This is a genomic window from Pseudomonas sp. Os17 (assembly GCF_001547895.1).
Classification (GTDB): Bacteria; Pseudomonadota; Gammaproteobacteria; order Pseudomonadales; family Pseudomonadaceae; genus Aquipseudomonas.
Map to the genome: position 1 here is coordinate 982,992 of NZ_AP014627.1, position 15,308 is coordinate 998,299.

Consider the following 15,308-nt stretch of genomic DNA (forward strand, 5'->3'; position numbering starts at 1 on the left):
CTCCCCAAGGATTTGAGGTCGCGGAATATAGGGGAAAGAAACAATCGTTATCAATTGCGAAACGTTACTATTCGCACTGAATTTACAATCTTTACAATTTATCCTTACGGTTTTTGCGTTCTCATTCGTCACCGGGTTTTACACAGTCAATAAGAATCAATATCATTGACGACCTTTCGCTGCTCAGGTACCTGGCCATGTTGCTGCACATCCCCGGCGTGTTCACCCGTGATGAAGTGGGGCGTATCCGAGAAGCCCTGGAGCAGGCGGACTGGGCGGATGGCAAGATCACTGCCGGTTACCAGTCGGCCAAGGCCAAGCACAACCTGCAGTTGCCCGAAGGGCATCCGCTGGCCCAGGAGATCGGCGCGGCGATGCTCGAGCGCCTGTGGCAGAACCCGCTGTTCATGTCCGCCGCCTTGCCGCACAAGGTGTTCCCGCCGCTGATCAACTGCTACACCGCCGGCGGCAGTTTCGACTTCCATATCGACAACGCCGTGCGCCAGCCCAAGGGCAGCGCGGAGCGGGTGCGCACCGACCTGTCGTCGACCCTGTTCTTCAGCGACCCCGAGGACTATGACGGGGGGGAACTGGAGATCCAGGACACCTACGGCCTGCAGCGGGTCAAGCTGCCGGCGGGGGACATGGTGCTGTACCCCGGCACCAGCCTGCACAAGGTCAACCCGGTGACCCGTGGCGCTCGCTACGCCTCGTTCTTCTGGACCCAGAGCCTGGTGCGCGAGGACAGCCAGCGCGCCTTGCTGTTCGAGATGGACGGGGCGATCCAGGAACTGACCCGGGACGTGCCCGAGCATCCTTCGCTGATCCGCCTGACCGGCACCTATCACAACCTGCTGCGGCGCTGGGTCGAGGTGTAGGCGGTGACTGTTCAACTTCGCCGCAAGGAAGTCCTCGACGGCGCGCAACTGAGCGCCATGCTCCAGCAAAGCCCGTCCCGCGCGGCCCAGGCGATCCTGGTGGCTGCTGGCGAGGGCCTGGTGGAGGCCCAGGCGCTGCTGGGGCAGATCCTCCTCGACGGCCACGGCATCCAGCAGGACCAGGCCCTGGCCTTGCGCTGGTTCGACATCGCCGCCCAAGGCGGGCACCTGATGGCCCGCAACATGCTCGGGCGCTGCCATGAACATGGCTGGGGCTGCCCGGCCGATGCCGCCCGCGCTGCCGGGCATTATCGATTGGCCGCCGAAGCGGGGCTGGACTGGGGCCTGTACAACTACGCCAACCTGCTGGCCACTGGCCGTGGCGTGGCGCAGAACCATGCCCTGGCCCTGGCCTGCTACCGCCGTGCGGCAGACCTTGGCCATGCCAAATCGATGAACCTGCTGGGGCGTTACCTGGAGGAAGGGCTGGTCTGTCCGGCCGACCCCGAGGCGGCCCGGGACTGGTACCGGCGTTCGGCCGAGGGTGGAGACTTTCGCGGACAGTTCAGCTATGCGGCGGTGCTGGCCGATGCCGGGCGGATCGACGAAGCGGTGGATTGGCTGAAGCGCGCCCTGGTCGGCGGCAATCTGAACTTCCTGCGGGTGGCTTGCGCCGAGTTGCTTAATGCCACGCATCCCGAGATTCGCCAACTGGCCCAGGCTTATCAGCAGCGGGCGGTGGAGCTGGGTGACGCACCGCAATGACCTGGAGGCGCAGGCTTGTCTGCGAAGGGGGCAGACCCAGGCAATGGGGCGTCTGCGTTTCGCGAGCAAGCTCGCTCCTACAGGTACGGATGTGTGTTCGGATACAAAAAAGCCCATGACACGTCATGGGCTTTTTCTTGCAGTTTGTCGCTAACAGCTAGCCACTGCCCTTACAGGTAGAAGGCCTTCAGCGGCGGGAAGCCGTTGAATTCCACCGCGCTGTAGCTGGTGGTGTAGGCACCGGTGGACAGCCAGTACAGGCGGTCGCCGATGGCCAGGTTCAGCGGCAGGCCGTACTTGTAGTTTTCGTACATGATGTCGGCGCTGTCGCAGGTCGGACCGGCGATCACCACTTCTTCGACTTCACCTTTCTTCTCGGTCCAGATCGGGAACTTGATCGACTCGTCCATGGTTTCGATCAGGCCGGAGAATTTGCCCACGTCGGTGTAGACCCAGCGCTCGACGGCAGTGCGGGATTTGCGCGCCACCAGTACCACTTCGCTGACCAGGATGCCGGCGTTGGCGATCAACGAACGGCCCGGCTCGAGGATGATTTCCGGCAGGTCGTCACCGAAGTCTTCCTTGAGGAAGCGGATGATTTCCTCGGCGTAGGTTTCCAGGCTGTTGGTGCGGGTGATGTAGTTGGCCGGGAAGCCGCCACCCATGTTGATCAGCTTGAGTTCGATGCCGTCTTCTTCCTTCAGGCGTTCGAAGATCACTTTGACCTTGGCGATCGCCGCGTCCCAGACGCTGATGTCGCGCTGTTGCGAACCGACGTGGAACGACACGCCATAAGGCACCAGGCCCAGGTCGCGGGCGAGGATCAGCAGGTCCATGGCCATGTCGGTCTGGCAGCCGAACTTGCGCGACAGCGGCCAGTCGGCGGTGGTGGAACCTTCGGTGAGGATGCGCACGTAGACTTTCGAACCCGGGGCGGCCTTGGCGATGTTGCGCAGGTCGGCTTCGGAGTCGGTGGCATACAGGCGCACGCCCTTCTCATAGAAGTAGCGGATGTCCTTGGACTTCTTGATGGTGTTGCCGTAGCTGATGTTGGCCGGGTTGACGCCGCGGCTCAGCACTTTGTCCAGCTCGTAGATCGAGGCGATGTCGAAGCTGGAGCCTTTTTCGTGCAGCAGGTCGATGATCTCGACGGCCGGGTTGGCCTTGACCGCGTAGTAGACCTTGGCGAATTCGAAACCGGCGCGCAGGTCGTCGTAGGCCTGGGCGATCATCTGGGTATCGATGACCACGAATGGGGTTTCTTGCTTGTCGGCGAACGCCTTCATTTTTTGAAAGGTTTCGCGCGCAAAATAGTCTTCGACGTTAATCGACATGCGTTGGGAGCTCCTACTGGCAAACGTTAGAAATCAATGGGTGCAAATGAACGTCCTCCGTATCCCCACTTTGGTTCGCCTACTTCCCAAGGCATGTCGCCGAAAGCAAAAAGGCCATGGGCAATCTGCCCTTGGCCTTGCTGTCTCGTCGTCAGTACTTGAGCCGGATGGATCGTTTCCAGCATGGACGTTCGGCGCGAACTTTAGGCGGTGAGGGGCCTGAGATCAACAAAAAATGTCGCGTTTTTGCACTTGTCTGACGTGCGTTGACGACACCTCTCTTTGTAGCCGACACAGATGACGGACAGATGTTCCCGAAGAATTCACGGGTGTTAAAAATACCTGCACGTTCGACGCTTTTGCGCGCCAAGTGGCTGGAAAGTGTCAAGTCGTCAACATCGGCGACGTTAGCGGCGAGAGGCGGGTGTGAGGGGGATTTTGGCTGTTTCGGAAGGTGTCGCCGGACAGCGTTCAAGGGGGTGGCTGTTGATATTTTTTTCCGGCGCGTTGGCGGACAAAAAACCTTGTGGCGAGGGAGCTTGCTCCCGCGGACTGCGCAGCAGTTCCACTCTTTTTTGCCAAGAGGGGCCGCTTCGCGGCCCAGCGGGAGCAAGCTCCCTCGCCACAGGTTCGTTGTTGGCTATTTATTGATCAGGCAACCACCGCTTCAGCCGGTGAGACGATATTGGTCTTCATCCCCCGTGAACGCCCCGAGCTCAGGTAGGCAGCAATGGATTCCTGGGTCACTTCCCCCAGGAACACTCGTTCGGCATCCAGCACCGGCAGCCACGAGCGGTTGAACTCGTACATGCGTGACAGAAGAATCCGCAGGTGCTCGTCGTAGGCGGCAGTGGCGTTGAATTCGCGCAGGAACTGGGCGCAGGTGCCGGTCTGACGGTGCAGGTCGCGACGGCGTACATAACCCAGGGCCTTGTTCTCGGCGCAGGTCACCACCACGTAGCGGCGGTCGTGTTCGTCCATCAATTCCAGGGCTTCGGCCACCGGGGTTTCCGGGCTGACCGACGGGGCGTTGTCTGCCGCGTCTTCGGCCTTGACCAGCAACAGGCGCTTGAGGGTGCTGTCCTGGCCGACGAAGTTGCTGACGAAGTCGTCCGCCGGGTGGGCGAGCAGGGTGTCCGGGTGATCGATCTGCAGCAGCTTGCCGGCGCGGAAGATGGCGATCTTGTCCCCCAGCTTGATGGCTTCGTCGATGTCGTGGCTGACCATGATCACGGTCTTGTTCAGCGCGCGCTGCATCTCGAAGAACTCGTTCTGGATCATCTCGCGGTTGATCGGGTCCACCGCGCCGAAGGGTTCGTCCATCAGCAGCAGCGGGGCGTCCGCCGCCAGGGCGCGAATCACCCCGATGCGCTGCTGCTGGCCGCCGGACAGTTCCCGCGGATAGCGGTGCAGGTACTGCTTGGGTTCGAGCTTGATCATGCTCATCAGCTCGCGGGCACGGTCGTGGCATTTCTGCTTGTCCCAGCCCAGCAGTTTGGGCACCACCACGATGTTTTCCTCGATGGTCATGTTGGGGAACAGGCCGATCTGCTGGATCACGTAGCCGATGTTGCGGCGCAGGGTGACTTCGTCGAGGTCGGTGGTGTCTTCGCCGTTGATCAGGATCTTGCCCGAGGTGGGTTTGATCAGGCGGTTGATCATCTTCAGCGTGGTGCTTTTGCCGCAGCCCGAAGGGCCGAGGAATACGCAAATTTCGCCTTCATTGACGGTCAGGCTTACGGAGTCAACGGCGGTGATGGTCTTGCCGTTGCTTTGGAAGGTCTTGGTCAGCTTTTGAAGTTCGATCATTTGAGCAGTCCTTTTGGTGTCAGCGAGCGTTGCAGCCATTGCAGAAGCAGGTCGGCGAAGATGGCCAGGAGACTGACCAGCACCGCGCCGACGATCAGCATCGACATGTCGCTGCGGCTGATGGAAGCAAGAATGAGTACGCCCAGGCCGCCGGCGCCGATGGTGGCGGCGATGGTCATGACGCCGATGTTCATCACCACGGCGGTGCGTACCCCGGCGAGGATCACCGGCACCGCGATGGGCAACTCGACCATGCGCAGGCGCTGGCCGAAGGTCATGCCGATACCGCGGGCGGCTTCACGGATGCCCGGTTCGACGCCGGTCAGCGCCAGGTAGGTGTTGCGCATGATCGGCAGCAGCGAATAGAGGAACACTGCCGTGATGGCCGGCAGCGGGCCCAGGCCCTGGCCGAACTTGGAGTAGAACGGCAGCAGCAGGCCGAACAGGGCGATGGACGGAATGGTCAGCAACACCGTGGCGCTGGCCTGCAGCGGGCCGGCCAGGGTCGGGAAGCGGGTCATCAGGATGCCCAGGGGCACACCGAAGACAATTGCCAGGCTCACGGCGATGCCCACCAGGGTGATGTGCTGCCAGGTCAGGTGCAGGACCTGGGCCCAATCGAGATGGGAAAAGGCGTTTAAAAATTCCATGTCTTCTCCTCTCTATCAGTGGTTGATCGGATGCTGGCGCAGGAAATCTGCGGCCACGGCGGAAGGGCTTTCATGGTCGACATCGACCCGCGCGTTCAGCTGGCGCATGGTTTCGTCATCGAACAGCGCCGCCAGCGGCTTGAGGTCCGCCGCCAGTTGCGGATGGGCGTCGAGGTACACCTGACGCACCACGGGGGCGGCGGTGTAGTCCGGGAAGTAGTGCTTGTCGTCCTCCAGCAGCTTGAGCTTGAAGGCGTTGAGCCGACCGTCGGTGGTGTAGACCAGGCCGGCGAACACCTGGCCGTTGCGCAGGGCGGTGTAGACCAGGCCGGCATCCATTTGCCGGGTGTTTTTGCGGGTCAGGTTCATCTCATACAGCTTGACCATGCCGGCCATGCCGTCGGAGCGGTTGGCGAACTCGGTGTCCAGGGCCACCAGGCGGTTCTCCTCGGGTTTTTCGGCCAGGGCTCGGGTCAGGTCGCTGATGCTGTTGATCTGTGGATGTTCCTTGGCCACGTTCTCCGGCAGGGCCAGGGCGTAGGTGTTGCTGAACTTGGACGGCGCCAACCAGACCAGGCCTTTTTTCGCGTCGAGTTCTTTGACTCGGGCGTAGGACTGCTGGCTGTCGAGCTTCTCGTCGATGTGGTTGTAGGCCACCAGCGACACCCCGGTGTATTCCCAGATCAGGTCCAGTTGTCCGCTTTCCTGGGCGCTGCGGGCCAGGTTGCTGCCCAGGCCGCCGGTGACGCGGGTGTCGTAACCCTTGCTGCGCAGGTACTGGGAGGTGATTTCCGCCAGCAGGGTCTGTTCGGTGAAGACCCGGGCGCCAATGCGGATCAGCGGTTTTTCCGCGGCGTGGGCCAGCCCGGCGAACAGCAGGGCACAGCCGAGTATCAGACTTAGTTTTTTCATGTCGATTCCTTGTCTCTGACGGGCTTAGGACGGGCGCAGACCGCGTTCCAGCCAGAGGCGGCTGGCCAGGGTGACCAGGCCGTCGAGGAGCAAGGCCAGCAGCGCGGTGCAGGCGGCGCCGAGCAGCAGTTGCGGCTGATTGTTCAGGGCAATGCCGGGGAATATCAGGCTGCCCAGGCTGTTGGCGCCGATCAGGAAGGCCAGGGGCGCGGTGCCGACGTTGATCGCCAGGGCCACCCGCACGCCACCGATGATGATCGGCACGGCATTGGGCAATTCGACTTTCCACAGCACCTGGCGCGGCGTCATGCCGATGCCGACCGCGGCTTCCTTGAGGGAGCCCTGGACGTTTTTCAGGCCTTCGTAGGTGTTGCGCACGATGGGCAGCAAGGAGGCGAGGAACAACGCGAAGATGGCCGGGCCGCTGCCGATGCCGAGGATCCCCAGGGCGATGGCCAGGACGGCCAGAGGGGGGACGGTGTTACCGATGTTGAACACCTGCATGAAGCGTTCGGCGCGTCCGACCATGTTCGGGCGGCTGAGGAAGATGCCGGCGGGGATGCCCACCAGCAGTGCGGCGAGCATGGACGCCAGGACCAGGAACAGATGAGCTTGCAGGTAGAACAGTAGATCGTCGCGGTAGTGTTCGATCGTCGTGATGCCGATCCAGTGGACCAGCAGGGCCAGGAGGGCGATGACCGCAACCCCTCCTATCAGCCCTTTGCCATAGCGAATAGCCACAGGCGGACTCCTTTTGTCGGTCGGCGGGCACTTTCCCGTGTGGCAGGGCCATTCCTGGCTGCCGGGACAGTGCGCGCGAAAAGCAGCTCGTCGAATGCCGGCAAAGCGGCGGGTGAACGAGCCATGAGCGCAGCTTCGTCAAGCTAACTTGCTGATATTTCAGCCCCTGACGACAGTGCGTGACAGGGGAGTGGACGTCTCCAGGTTTTAAAAGGTTCCATACTTGGCAGCATTTAGCCACCGTTTATCTGCCGCGCGGCGACCCCGGCAACGGGGGCAGCGGTGGCCCGCGGGGTGTTCTCTGGGCTATAATCTGCGCCCTTTTTTGATCACCGCCAGGCGATTTCCCATGACCAAACAGGCCGCCGAAGTCGCGAAACGCCGCACTTTCGCCATTATTTCCCACCCGGATGCGGGTAAGACCACCATCACCGAGAAGCTGTTGCTGATGGGCAAGGCCATTGCGGTGGCGGGTACCGTCAAATCGCGTAAGTCCGACCGCCACGCCACCTCCGACTGGATGGAGATGGAAAAGCAGCGGGGTATTTCCATTACCACGTCGGTCATGCAGTTCCCTTATCGCGAACACATGATCAACCTGCTGGACACCCCGGGCCACGAAGACTTCTCGGAAGACACCTATCGCACCCTGACCGCGGTGGACTCGGCGCTGATGGTGCTGGATGGCGGTAAGGGCGTTGAGCCCCGGACCATCGCCCTGATGGACGTCTGCCGCCTGCGGGACACGCCGATCGTCAGCTTCATCAACAAACTCGACCGCGACATTCGCGACCCGATCGAGCTGCTGGACGAAATCGAAGCGGTGCTGAAGATCAAGGCCGCGCCGATCACCTGGCCGATCGGTTGCTACCGCGACTTCAAGGGCGTGTACCACCTGGCGGACGACTACATCATCGTCTACACCCCGGGCCACGGCCACGAGCGCACCGAAACCAAGATCATCGAGAAGCTCGATTCCGACGAAGCCCGCGCCCACCTGGGTGACGAGTACGAGCGCTTCATCGAGCAGTTGGAGCTGGTGCAGGGCGCCTGCCACGAGTTCAACCAGCAGGAGTTCCTCGACGGCCAGCTGACCCCGGTGTTCTTCGGTACCGCCCTGGGCAACTTCGGGGTCGACCACGTGCTGGACGCCGTGGTGGACTGGGCGCCGCTGCCGCTGCCCCGTGAAGCCAACGAGCGCGCCGTGGCGCCGCAGGAAGAAAAGTTCAGCGGTTTCGTGTTCAAGATCCAGGCCAACATGGACCCCAAGCACCGCGACCGTATCGCCTTCATGCGCATTTGCTCGGGCAAGTACGAGAAGGGCATGAAGATGCGCCACGTGCGTACCGGCAAGGACGTGCGCATCGGCGACGCCCTGACCTTCTTCTCCTCCGAGCGTGAGCAACTGGAAGAAGCCTACGCCGGCGACATCATCGGTCTGCACAACCACGGCACCATCCAGATCGGCGACACCTTCACCGAAGGCGAGGCCCTGGGCTTCACCGGGATTCCGCACTTCGCCCCGGAGCTGTTCCGCCGCGTGCGCCTGAAGGATCCGCTCAAGTCCAAGCAGTTGCGTCAGGGCCTGCAACAGCTGGCCGAAGAGGGCGCGACCCAGGTGTTCTTCCCCGAGCGCAGCAACGACATCATTCTCGGCGCCGTTGGTGTGCTGCAGTTCGATGTGGTGGCCAGCCGCCTGAAGGAGGAATACAAGGTGGAGTGCTCCTATGAGCCGATCACCGTGTGGTCCGCCCGTTGGATCGACTGCAGCGACAAGAAGAAGCTCGAAGAGTTTTCCAACAAGGCGGTGGAAAACCTTGCCCTGGACGGCGGTGGTCACCTGACCTACCTGGCGCCGACCCGGGTCAACCTGGCGCTGATGGAAGAGCGCTGGCCGGACGTGAAATTCCGCGCCACCCGCGAACACCACTAAGTTCGCCGGCAAGCCCCGAAGCCCCGCTGTCCAGACAGCGGGGCTTTTTGTTGCGCGCAGCAATGGCCCGCGCCCCTTAGGCGCTGGCTTGCCAGCGAAGGCGGCGGACGCTGTGGTGCATGGCTGGCGGGTTTCTTCGCCGGTAAGCCGGCTCCTACGGGGGGTGGTGTTTTTCAGGGCGCGCCGTTAGTCGGAAGGGCTTGGACGGCTTGGGTATCGATAGGGGGCTATCTGGCAAAGCCGGGAGATCACGACTAGTTTCAGACTGTGCTGTGGTCACTGTTCGGCAGGGTTCGCAGCCTTCGAAGATTCACCTATGAAGGGATGGAATCGACCATGAGAATTTTCCAACGCGTTGTGCTGTTGATCAAAGTGCTGGTGATGCTGTCGCTCGGAACCTCGGCGGCCTGGGCCCACAACCTGCTGCAGGTGAAAGAGCCGGGTTATCAGTCGAGCCATAGCGCACCGGTGCAGATGCTTGCCAAGTCCGACTCGGAGCCGGGCGATGAAGGCCAGGGCGGCAGTTCCGGCGATGACGACCAGACCACCGACGAGGGCGAAGGCGACAGCCAGGGCTAAAAGAAACCCCCAGCGACGGACTGATGCGCAATCCGTCGCCAGGGGCGGGTCGAACAAGGTTCAGGCGCTCCCGAAGGTAATCGGGAGCGCCTTTTTCATGGCCGCTACAGCACGAATTGCTCGGCGTAGTGGCAGGCCACTTGCCGGTTGTCCAGCGGTCGCAGGGCCGGCTCTTCAGTGCTGCAACGCTCGGTGGCGTAAGGGCAGCGCTTGTGGAAGGCGCAGCCGGGTGGCGGGTTCAGCGGGTTGGGCAATTCACCGACGATCTTGATCTTCGGCTTGTCCGGGTCCGGATGAATGGTCGGGGTCGCCGACAGCAGGGCCTGGGTGTAGGGGTGCAGCGGGCGGGTGTAGATGTCCTCCTTGGGGCCCATTTCCACCGGCCGGCCGAGGTACATCACCAGCACCTGGTCGGCGACGTGACGCACCACCGCCAGGTTGTGGGAGATGAACACGTAAGCGGTGTTGAATTCCTGCTGCAGGTCCATGAACAGGTTCAGCACCTGGGCCTGGATCGACACGTCCAGGGCCGAGGTCGGTTCATCCGCCACCAGCACCTTGGGTTGCAGCATCATCGCCCGGGCCAGGGCGATGCGCTGGCGCTGACCGCCGGAGAACATGTGCGGGTAGCGCTGGTAGTGCTCGGGGCGCAGGCCCACCTGTTTCATCATGGCCTGGACTTTCTCCCGGCGTTCGGCGGCCGACAGCTTGGTGTTGATCAACAGCGGCTCGGCCAGTTGATCGCCGATCTTCTGCCGCGGATTGAGCGAGGCATAAGGACTCTGGAACACCATCTGCACGTCTTTGCGCAGCTGCTTGCGCTGGGCCTTGTCGGCACCGGCGACTTCCTGGCCGGCGATTTTCAGCGAGCCGGAGGACGGCTCCTCGATCAGGGTCAGGGCCCGGGCCAGGGTGGACTTGCCGCAGCCGGACTCGCCGACCACGGCCAGGGTCTTGCCGGCCTCCAGCTCAAAGGACACGCCGTTGAGGGCGCGCACGGTGGCGTGGCCCTTGAACAGGCCTCGGGACACTTCGTAGTGACGGGTCAGGTCGCGGGCGGTAAGAACGACGGCCATTACGCCACCTCCTGATTCAGCGGATAGAAGCAGCGCACCAGGCTGGCGGCTTTCGGATCAAGGCTTGGACGCTGCTGACGGCAGTTGTCCTGGGCGTAGGGACAGCGGGGTGACAGCAGGCAACCCTGGGGCCGGTCGTAGCGCCCGGGGACGATGCCCGGCAGGGTCGACAGGCGGGTGGCACCGAGGCTGTGCTCGGGAATCGCCGCCAGCAGCGCTTCGCTGTAGGGGTGTGCGGGGATGTCGAACAGCTGCGGCACCTGGCCGACTTCCACGGCTTGTCCGGCGTACATCACGCAGACGCGCTGGGCGGTTTCGGCCACCACGGCCAGGTCGTGGGTGATCAGCACCAGGCCCATGTTCTGCTCTTGTTGCAGGTTGAGCAGCAGGTCCATGATCTGCGCCTGGATGGTCACGTCCAGGGCGGTGGTGGGTTCGTCGGCAATCAGCAGCTTGGGTTCGCCGGCAATGGCCATGGCGATCGCCACCCGCTGGCTCATGCCGCCGGACAGTTGGTGCGGGTAGGCGTCCATGCGGCTGGCGGCGCCGGGGATCTCGACCTTCTCCAGCAGTTCGATGGCACGCTTGCGCGCGGCCTTGCCGGACATCTTCAGGTGCAGGCGCAGCACTTCCTCGATCTGGAAGCCCACGGTGTAGCTCGGGTTCAGCGCGGTCATCGGGTCCTGGAAGACCATGGCCAGGTCCTTGCCGACGATCTGCCGGCGCTGGCGGGCGCTGAGCTTGAGCATGTCGCGGCCGTCGAAGCTCAAGGCGTCGGCGGTGACGATGCCGGGGTGCTCGATCAGGCCCATCAGGGCCATCATGGTCACCGATTTGCCGGAGCCGGACTCGCCAACGATGGCCAGCACTTCGCCCTTGTCGACCTTGAGGTCGAGGCCGTCGACCACCGGCACCGCCTTGGCGTCGCCGAAACGGACATTGAGATTCTTGATTTCGAGCAGTGACATGGGAATCTCCTCAGGCGGCGTTCTTGAGTTTCGGGTCCAGCGCATCGCGCAGGCCGTCGCCCATCAGGTTGATTGCCAGCACGCTGAGCAAAATGGTCAGGCCTGGCAGGCTCACCACCCACCAGGCGCGTTCGATGTAGTCGCGAGCCGAGGCCAGCATGGTGCCCCACTCTGGAGTCGGCGGTTGCACGCCGAGGCCGAGGAAGCCCAGGGCGGCGGCATCGAGGATCGCCGAGGAGAAGCTCAGGGTGGCCTGGACGATCAGCGGTGCCATGCAGTTGGGCAGCACGGTGATGAACATCAGGCGTGGCAGGCTGGCACCGGCCAGGCGCGCGGCCGTCACGTAGTCGCGGTTGATCTCGCCCATCACCGCGGCGCGGGTCAGGCGCACATAGGAGGGCAGGGACACCACGGCAATGGCGATCACGGTGTTGATCAGGCCCGGGCCGAGGATGGCGACAATCGCCACGGCCAGCAGCAGCGAGGGCAGGGCCAGCATGATGTCCATCAGGCGCATGATGGTCGGGCCCAGCAGACGTGGGAAGAACCCGGCGAACAGTCCCAGGAGGATCCCCGGGATCAGCGACATCACCACCGACGACAGGCCGATCAGCAGCGACAGGCGCGAGCCCTGGATCAGGCGCGACAGCAGGTCGCGGCCCAGTTCATCGGTGCCCAGCAAAAATTGCATCTGCCCGCCTTCGAGCCAGGCCGGCGGGGTCAGCAGGAAGTCGCGGTATTGCTCGCTGGGGTTGTGCGGCGCCACCCAGGGGGCGAACAGCGCGCAGAACACGATCAGCAACATGAACAGCAGGCCGGCCACCGCGCCTTTGTTGCGGGAGAAGTGCTGCCAGAATTCTTTGTACACGGACGGATAGAGCAGGCTTTGATCGACTGCTACTGAGGTAGTTGGAGTGCTCATTGGTCTTGATCTCAGCGCTGATGACGGATGCGTGGGTTGGCAAAGCCGTAGAGGATGTCCACCACGAAGTTGACCATGATCACCAGGCAGGCGATCAGCAGGATGCCGTTCTGCACCACGGGATAGTCCCGGGCGCCGATGGCTTCGATCAGCCACTTGCCGATGCCCGGCCAGGAAAAGATGGTTTCGGTCAGGACCGCACCGGCCAGCAGGGTGCCGACTTGCAGGCCGACCACTGTCAGTACCGGAATCAAGGCGTTGCGCAGGCCGTGGACGAACACCACCCGCGCCGGTGATAGGCCCTTGGCCTTGGCGGTGCGGATGTAATCCTCGCGCAGCACCTCGAGCATCGAGGAGCGGGTCATCCGCGCGATCACCGCCAGGGGAATGGTGCCCAGGACGATGGCCGGCAGGATCAGGTGGTGCAGGGCGTCGAAGAAGGCGCTGGTGTCTTCGGCCAGCAGGGTGTCGATGAGCATGAAGCCGGTTCTGGGCTCGATGTCGTAGAGCAGGTCGATGCGCCCGGACACCGGGGTCCAGCCCAGGCTCACCGAGAAGAACATGATCAGGATCAGGCCCCACCAGAAGATCGGCATCGAATAGCCCGCAAGGGAGATGCCCATGACCCCGTGGTCGAACAGCGACCCTCGCTTGAGGGCGGCGATCACCCCGGCCAAGAGCCCGATGATGCCGGCGAACAGCAGGGCGGCCATGGACAGTTCCAGGGTCGCGGGGAACAGCGAGGTGAACTCGCTCCACACGCTGGTGCGGGTGCGCAGGGACTCACCCAGGTCACCGTGGGCCAGTTTGCCGATGTAGTCCAGGTACTGGGCGTACAGCGGCTTGTTCAATCCAAGGCGTTCCATTGCCTGGGCATGCATCTCGGGGTCGACCCGACGCTCGCCCATCATGACTTCCACGGGGTCGCCGGGAATCATGCGTATCAAGGCGAAGGTCAGCAAGGTGATGCCGAAGAATGTGGGGATCAACAACCCCACACGGCGGGCAATAAAACTAAACATCTTCTGAAGTACCTCAATCAGCCGGTTAGGCGTACCCGCCACCCTTGGGGTCAAGGGCGGCAGGCGTTTCTTATCACTTCACTTGGGTGGTCGCGAAGTTGTTGGTGGTCAGGGGGCTCTGGTGGTAACCCTCGACGTTCTTGCGCATGGCGGTGAACATTTTTGGATAGGCCATGGGAATCCAGGGTTGGTCCTGTTGGAAAACCAGCAGAGCCTTTTCATAGAGCGCGGCGCGCTTGGCAGGTTCAGCGTCGGCGCGGGCCTGGTCGATCAGCTCCTGGAACTCCTTGTTGCACCAGCGGGCGTAGTTTTCGCCGTTTTTCGCTGCATCACAACTCAGGTTCGGGGTCAGGAAGTTGTCCGGGTCGCCGTTGTCCCCAGCCCAGCCGGCCGACACCATATCGTGTTCGCCGTTTTTCGCACGCTTGAGCATCTCGCCCCATTCCATGACGCGGATCTCGAGCTTGAGGCCGATCTTGGCCAGGTCGGCCTGCATCATCTGCGCACCCAGCAGGGGATTGGGGTTGGTCGGGCCGCCGCCGTTGCGGGTGAACAGGGTGATCACCGTACCGTCCGGCACCCCGGCGTCCTTGAGCAGGGCCCGGGCCTTGTCCAGATCCCGGGGCGGGTTCTTCAGGCTGTTGTTGAAGCCCAGCAGAGTCGGCGGATAAGGGCCGGTGCCGACCAGCGCATTGCCTTTGCCGTAGAGGCTATTGACGTAGGCTTCCTTGTCGAAGGCGATGTCGATGGCTTTGCGTACCCGCACGTCGCTCATGTATTTGCGGGTGGTGTTCATGGCGATGTAGCCGGTGGTCATGGCCGCCAGTTCGTCGACCTTGAGGTTGGCGTCGGCCTTGATGCTGGGGATGTCATCGGGCTTGGGGTACAGGGCGACCTGGCACTCGTTGGCCTTGAGCTTCTGCAGGCGCACGTTGTTGTCGATGGTGATCGCCAGCACCAGCGGGTCGGCCGGTGGCTTGCCGCGGAAGTAGTCCGGGTTGGCCTTGAAGCGTACCTGGGCGTCCTTGGCGTAGCGGTTGAAGATGAAGGGGCCGGTGCCGATGGGCTTGCTGTTGAGGTCGGCCGTCTTGCCTTCCTTGAGCAGCTTGTCGGCGTATTCCGCCGGGTAGATCGATGAGAAGGCCATGGCGATGTCGGCCAGGAACGGTGCCTCTCGGCGGGTCAGGGTGAAGACCACGGTGTGATCGTCGATCTTCTCGACGCTTTTGAGCAGTTCCTTGAACCCCATGCTTTCGAAGTAGGGGAAGCCCACGCTGGACTTGTCATGCCAGGGGTGCTTTGGGTCCAGCTGGCGCTGGAAGCTCCAGAGCACATCGTCGGCATTCATGTCGCGGGTCGGGGTGAAGTAGTCGGTGCTGTGGAACTTGACGCCCTTGCGCAGGTGGAAGGTGTATTGCAGGCCGTCCGGGCTGATGTCCCAGGACTCGGCCAGGGCCGGTTCGATGTCAGTGGTGCCGGGCTTGAAGTCCACCAGCCGGTTGAAGATGGTTTCCGCCACTGCGTCGGCCGTGACTGCAGTCGTGTACTGGACCATATCGAAGCCTTCCGGGCTGGCTTCGGTACAGACCACCAAGGGTTTGGCTGTGGCGCCGAGGGCGGCGCTCAGCAGGGCGGCGCCAATGGCCGCTTTCAGGGGAAGCATGTTCATCAGGAACCCTCTGCAATCGATTGAACCAGATTAGCTTGAACGGCGGATTC

The 15,308-nt window shown here is 62.7% G+C and carries 14 protein-coding genes; 4 read left to right on the plus strand and 10 right to left on the minus strand.

Features of this window, described 5'->3' with window-relative positions; all coding sequences use genetic code 11:
• Positions 1-197 precede the first annotated feature (197 nt).
• Complete coding sequence (locus POS17_RS04345) at positions 198-878, plus strand: Fe2+-dependent dioxygenase (RefSeq protein WP_060837510.1); 681 nt, start codon at positions 198-200, stop codon at positions 876-878.
• 3 nt (positions 879-881) lie between these two features.
• Positions 882-1,643 carry a tetratricopeptide repeat protein gene (locus tag POS17_RS04350; protein WP_060837511.1) on the plus strand — a complete coding sequence of 254 codons (762 nt, stop codon included), beginning with the start codon at positions 882-884 and terminating at the stop codon, positions 1,641-1,643.
• A 170-nt stretch (positions 1,644-1,813) separates the two neighbouring features.
• Here POS17_RS04350 and POS17_RS04355 read toward each other — a convergent pair whose 3' ends face one another.
• The 5 genes from POS17_RS04355 to POS17_RS04375 all read right to left on the minus strand — a co-directional run bounded on the left by POS17_RS04355 (position 1,814) and on the right by POS17_RS04375 (position 7,089).
• Positions 1,814-2,977, minus strand: a complete 1,164-nt coding sequence (locus POS17_RS04355) for a type III PLP-dependent enzyme (RefSeq protein WP_047301731.1) — start codon at positions 2,975-2,977, stop codon at positions 1,814-1,816.
• Between the two features lie 651 nt (positions 2,978-3,628).
• Entirely contained in the window at positions 3,629-4,786 is a 1,158-nt protein-coding gene (locus POS17_RS04360) for an osmoprotectant ABC transporter ATP-binding protein OsmV (RefSeq protein WP_060837512.1), read from the minus strand.
• Positions 4,783-5,436, minus strand: coding sequence for an ABC transporter permease (locus POS17_RS04365; protein WP_060837513.1), 654 nt, complete (start codon positions 5,434-5,436; stop codon positions 4,783-4,785). The genes POS17_RS04360 and POS17_RS04365 overlap by 4 nt, the downstream gene beginning before the upstream one ends.
• Positions 5,437-5,451: 15 nt before the next feature.
• Positions 5,452-6,348 (minus strand): glycine betaine ABC transporter substrate-binding protein, encoded by an 897-nt coding sequence (locus tag POS17_RS04370; RefSeq protein WP_060837514.1) that lies wholly within the window; start codon positions 6,346-6,348, stop codon positions 5,452-5,454.
• A 24-nt stretch (positions 6,349-6,372) separates the two neighbouring features.
• A complete protein-coding gene (locus POS17_RS04375; protein WP_060837515.1) occupies positions 6,373-7,089 on the minus strand; it encodes an ABC transporter permease in 717 nt (238 codons plus the stop codon).
• A 349-nt stretch (positions 7,090-7,438) separates the two neighbouring features.
• Here POS17_RS04375 and POS17_RS04380 point away from each other — a divergent pair, with 349 nt between their 5' ends.
• Positions 7,439-9,022 (plus strand): peptide chain release factor 3, encoded by a 1,584-nt coding sequence (locus tag POS17_RS04380; protein ID WP_060837516.1) that lies wholly within the window; start codon positions 7,439-7,441, stop codon positions 9,020-9,022.
• A gap of 336 nt (positions 9,023-9,358) precedes the next feature.
• A complete protein-coding gene (locus tag POS17_RS04385; RefSeq protein WP_060837517.1) occupies positions 9,359-9,601 on the plus strand; it encodes a hypothetical protein in 243 nt (80 codons plus the stop codon).
• Between the two features lie 104 nt (positions 9,602-9,705).
• On the opposite strand, the gene POS17_RS04390 is transcribed toward POS17_RS04385, so the two are convergent.
• The 5 genes from POS17_RS04390 to POS17_RS04410 all read right to left on the minus strand — a co-directional run bounded on the left by POS17_RS04390 (position 9,706) and on the right by POS17_RS04410 (position 15,258).
• A complete protein-coding gene (locus tag POS17_RS04390; RefSeq protein WP_060837518.1) occupies positions 9,706-10,677 on the minus strand; it encodes a peptide ABC transporter ATP-binding protein in 972 nt (323 codons plus the stop codon).
• Positions 10,677-11,645: an ABC transporter ATP-binding protein gene (locus POS17_RS04395; protein WP_060837519.1), complete on the minus strand. Its 969-nt coding sequence runs from the start codon at positions 11,643-11,645 to the stop codon at positions 10,677-10,679. Before POS17_RS04395 ends, POS17_RS04390 begins: the two co-directional genes overlap by 1 nt.
• Positions 11,646-11,655: 10 nt before the next feature.
• Positions 11,656-12,567: an ABC transporter permease subunit gene (locus POS17_RS04400; protein ID WP_060837520.1), complete on the minus strand. Its 912-nt coding sequence runs from the start codon at positions 12,565-12,567 to the stop codon at positions 11,656-11,658.
• An 11-nt stretch (positions 12,568-12,578) separates the two neighbouring features.
• Positions 12,579-13,589 (minus strand): ABC transporter permease subunit, encoded by a 1,011-nt coding sequence (locus POS17_RS04405; RefSeq protein ID WP_060837521.1) that lies wholly within the window; start codon positions 13,587-13,589, stop codon positions 12,579-12,581.
• A 73-nt stretch (positions 13,590-13,662) separates the two neighbouring features.
• Complete coding sequence (locus tag POS17_RS04410) at positions 13,663-15,258, minus strand: ABC transporter substrate-binding protein (RefSeq protein ID WP_060837522.1); 1,596 nt, start codon at positions 15,256-15,258, stop codon at positions 13,663-13,665.
• Positions 15,259-15,308 lie beyond the last annotated feature (50 nt).

Excerpts from the sequence above, each read along its gene's own strand:
- POS17_RS04405 (WP_060837521.1), bottom strand. The coding sequence starts at position 13,589 with ATGTTTAGTTTTATTGCCCGCCGTGTGGGGTTGTTGATCCCCACATTC.
- POS17_RS04355 (WP_047301731.1), bottom strand. The coding sequence starts at position 2,977 with ATGTCGATTAACGTCGAAGACTATTTTGCGCGCGAAACCTTTCAAAAA.
- POS17_RS04400 (WP_060837520.1), bottom strand. The coding sequence starts at position 12,567 with ATGAGCACTCCAACTACCTCAGTAGCAGTCGATCAAAGCCTGCTCTAT.
- POS17_RS04410 (WP_060837522.1), bottom strand. The coding sequence starts at position 15,258 with ATGAACATGCTTCCCCTGAAAGCGGCCATTGGCGCCGCCCTGCTGAGC.
- POS17_RS04385 (WP_060837517.1), top strand. The coding sequence starts at position 9,359 with ATGAGAATTTTCCAACGCGTTGTGCTGTTGATCAAAGTGCTGGTGATG.
- POS17_RS04390 (WP_060837518.1), bottom strand. The coding sequence starts at position 10,677 with ATGGCCGTCGTTCTTACCGCCCGCGACCTGACCCGTCACTACGAAGTG.
- POS17_RS04365 (WP_060837513.1), bottom strand. The coding sequence starts at position 5,436 with ATGGAATTTTTAAACGCCTTTTCCCATCTCGATTGGGCCCAGGTCCTG.
- POS17_RS04380 (WP_060837516.1), top strand. The coding sequence starts at position 7,439 with ATGACCAAACAGGCCGCCGAAGTCGCGAAACGCCGCACTTTCGCCATT.
- POS17_RS04370 (WP_060837514.1), bottom strand. The coding sequence starts at position 6,348 with ATGAAAAAACTAAGTCTGATACTCGGCTGTGCCCTGCTGTTCGCCGGG.
- POS17_RS04345 (WP_060837510.1), top strand. The coding sequence starts at position 198 with ATGTTGCTGCACATCCCCGGCGTGTTCACCCGTGATGAAGTGGGGCGT.
- POS17_RS04395 (WP_060837519.1), bottom strand. The coding sequence starts at position 11,645 with ATGTCACTGCTCGAAATCAAGAATCTCAATGTCCGTTTCGGCGACGCC.
- POS17_RS04360 (WP_060837512.1), bottom strand. The coding sequence starts at position 4,786 with ATGATCGAACTTCAAAAGCTGACCAAGACCTTCCAAAGCAACGGCAAG.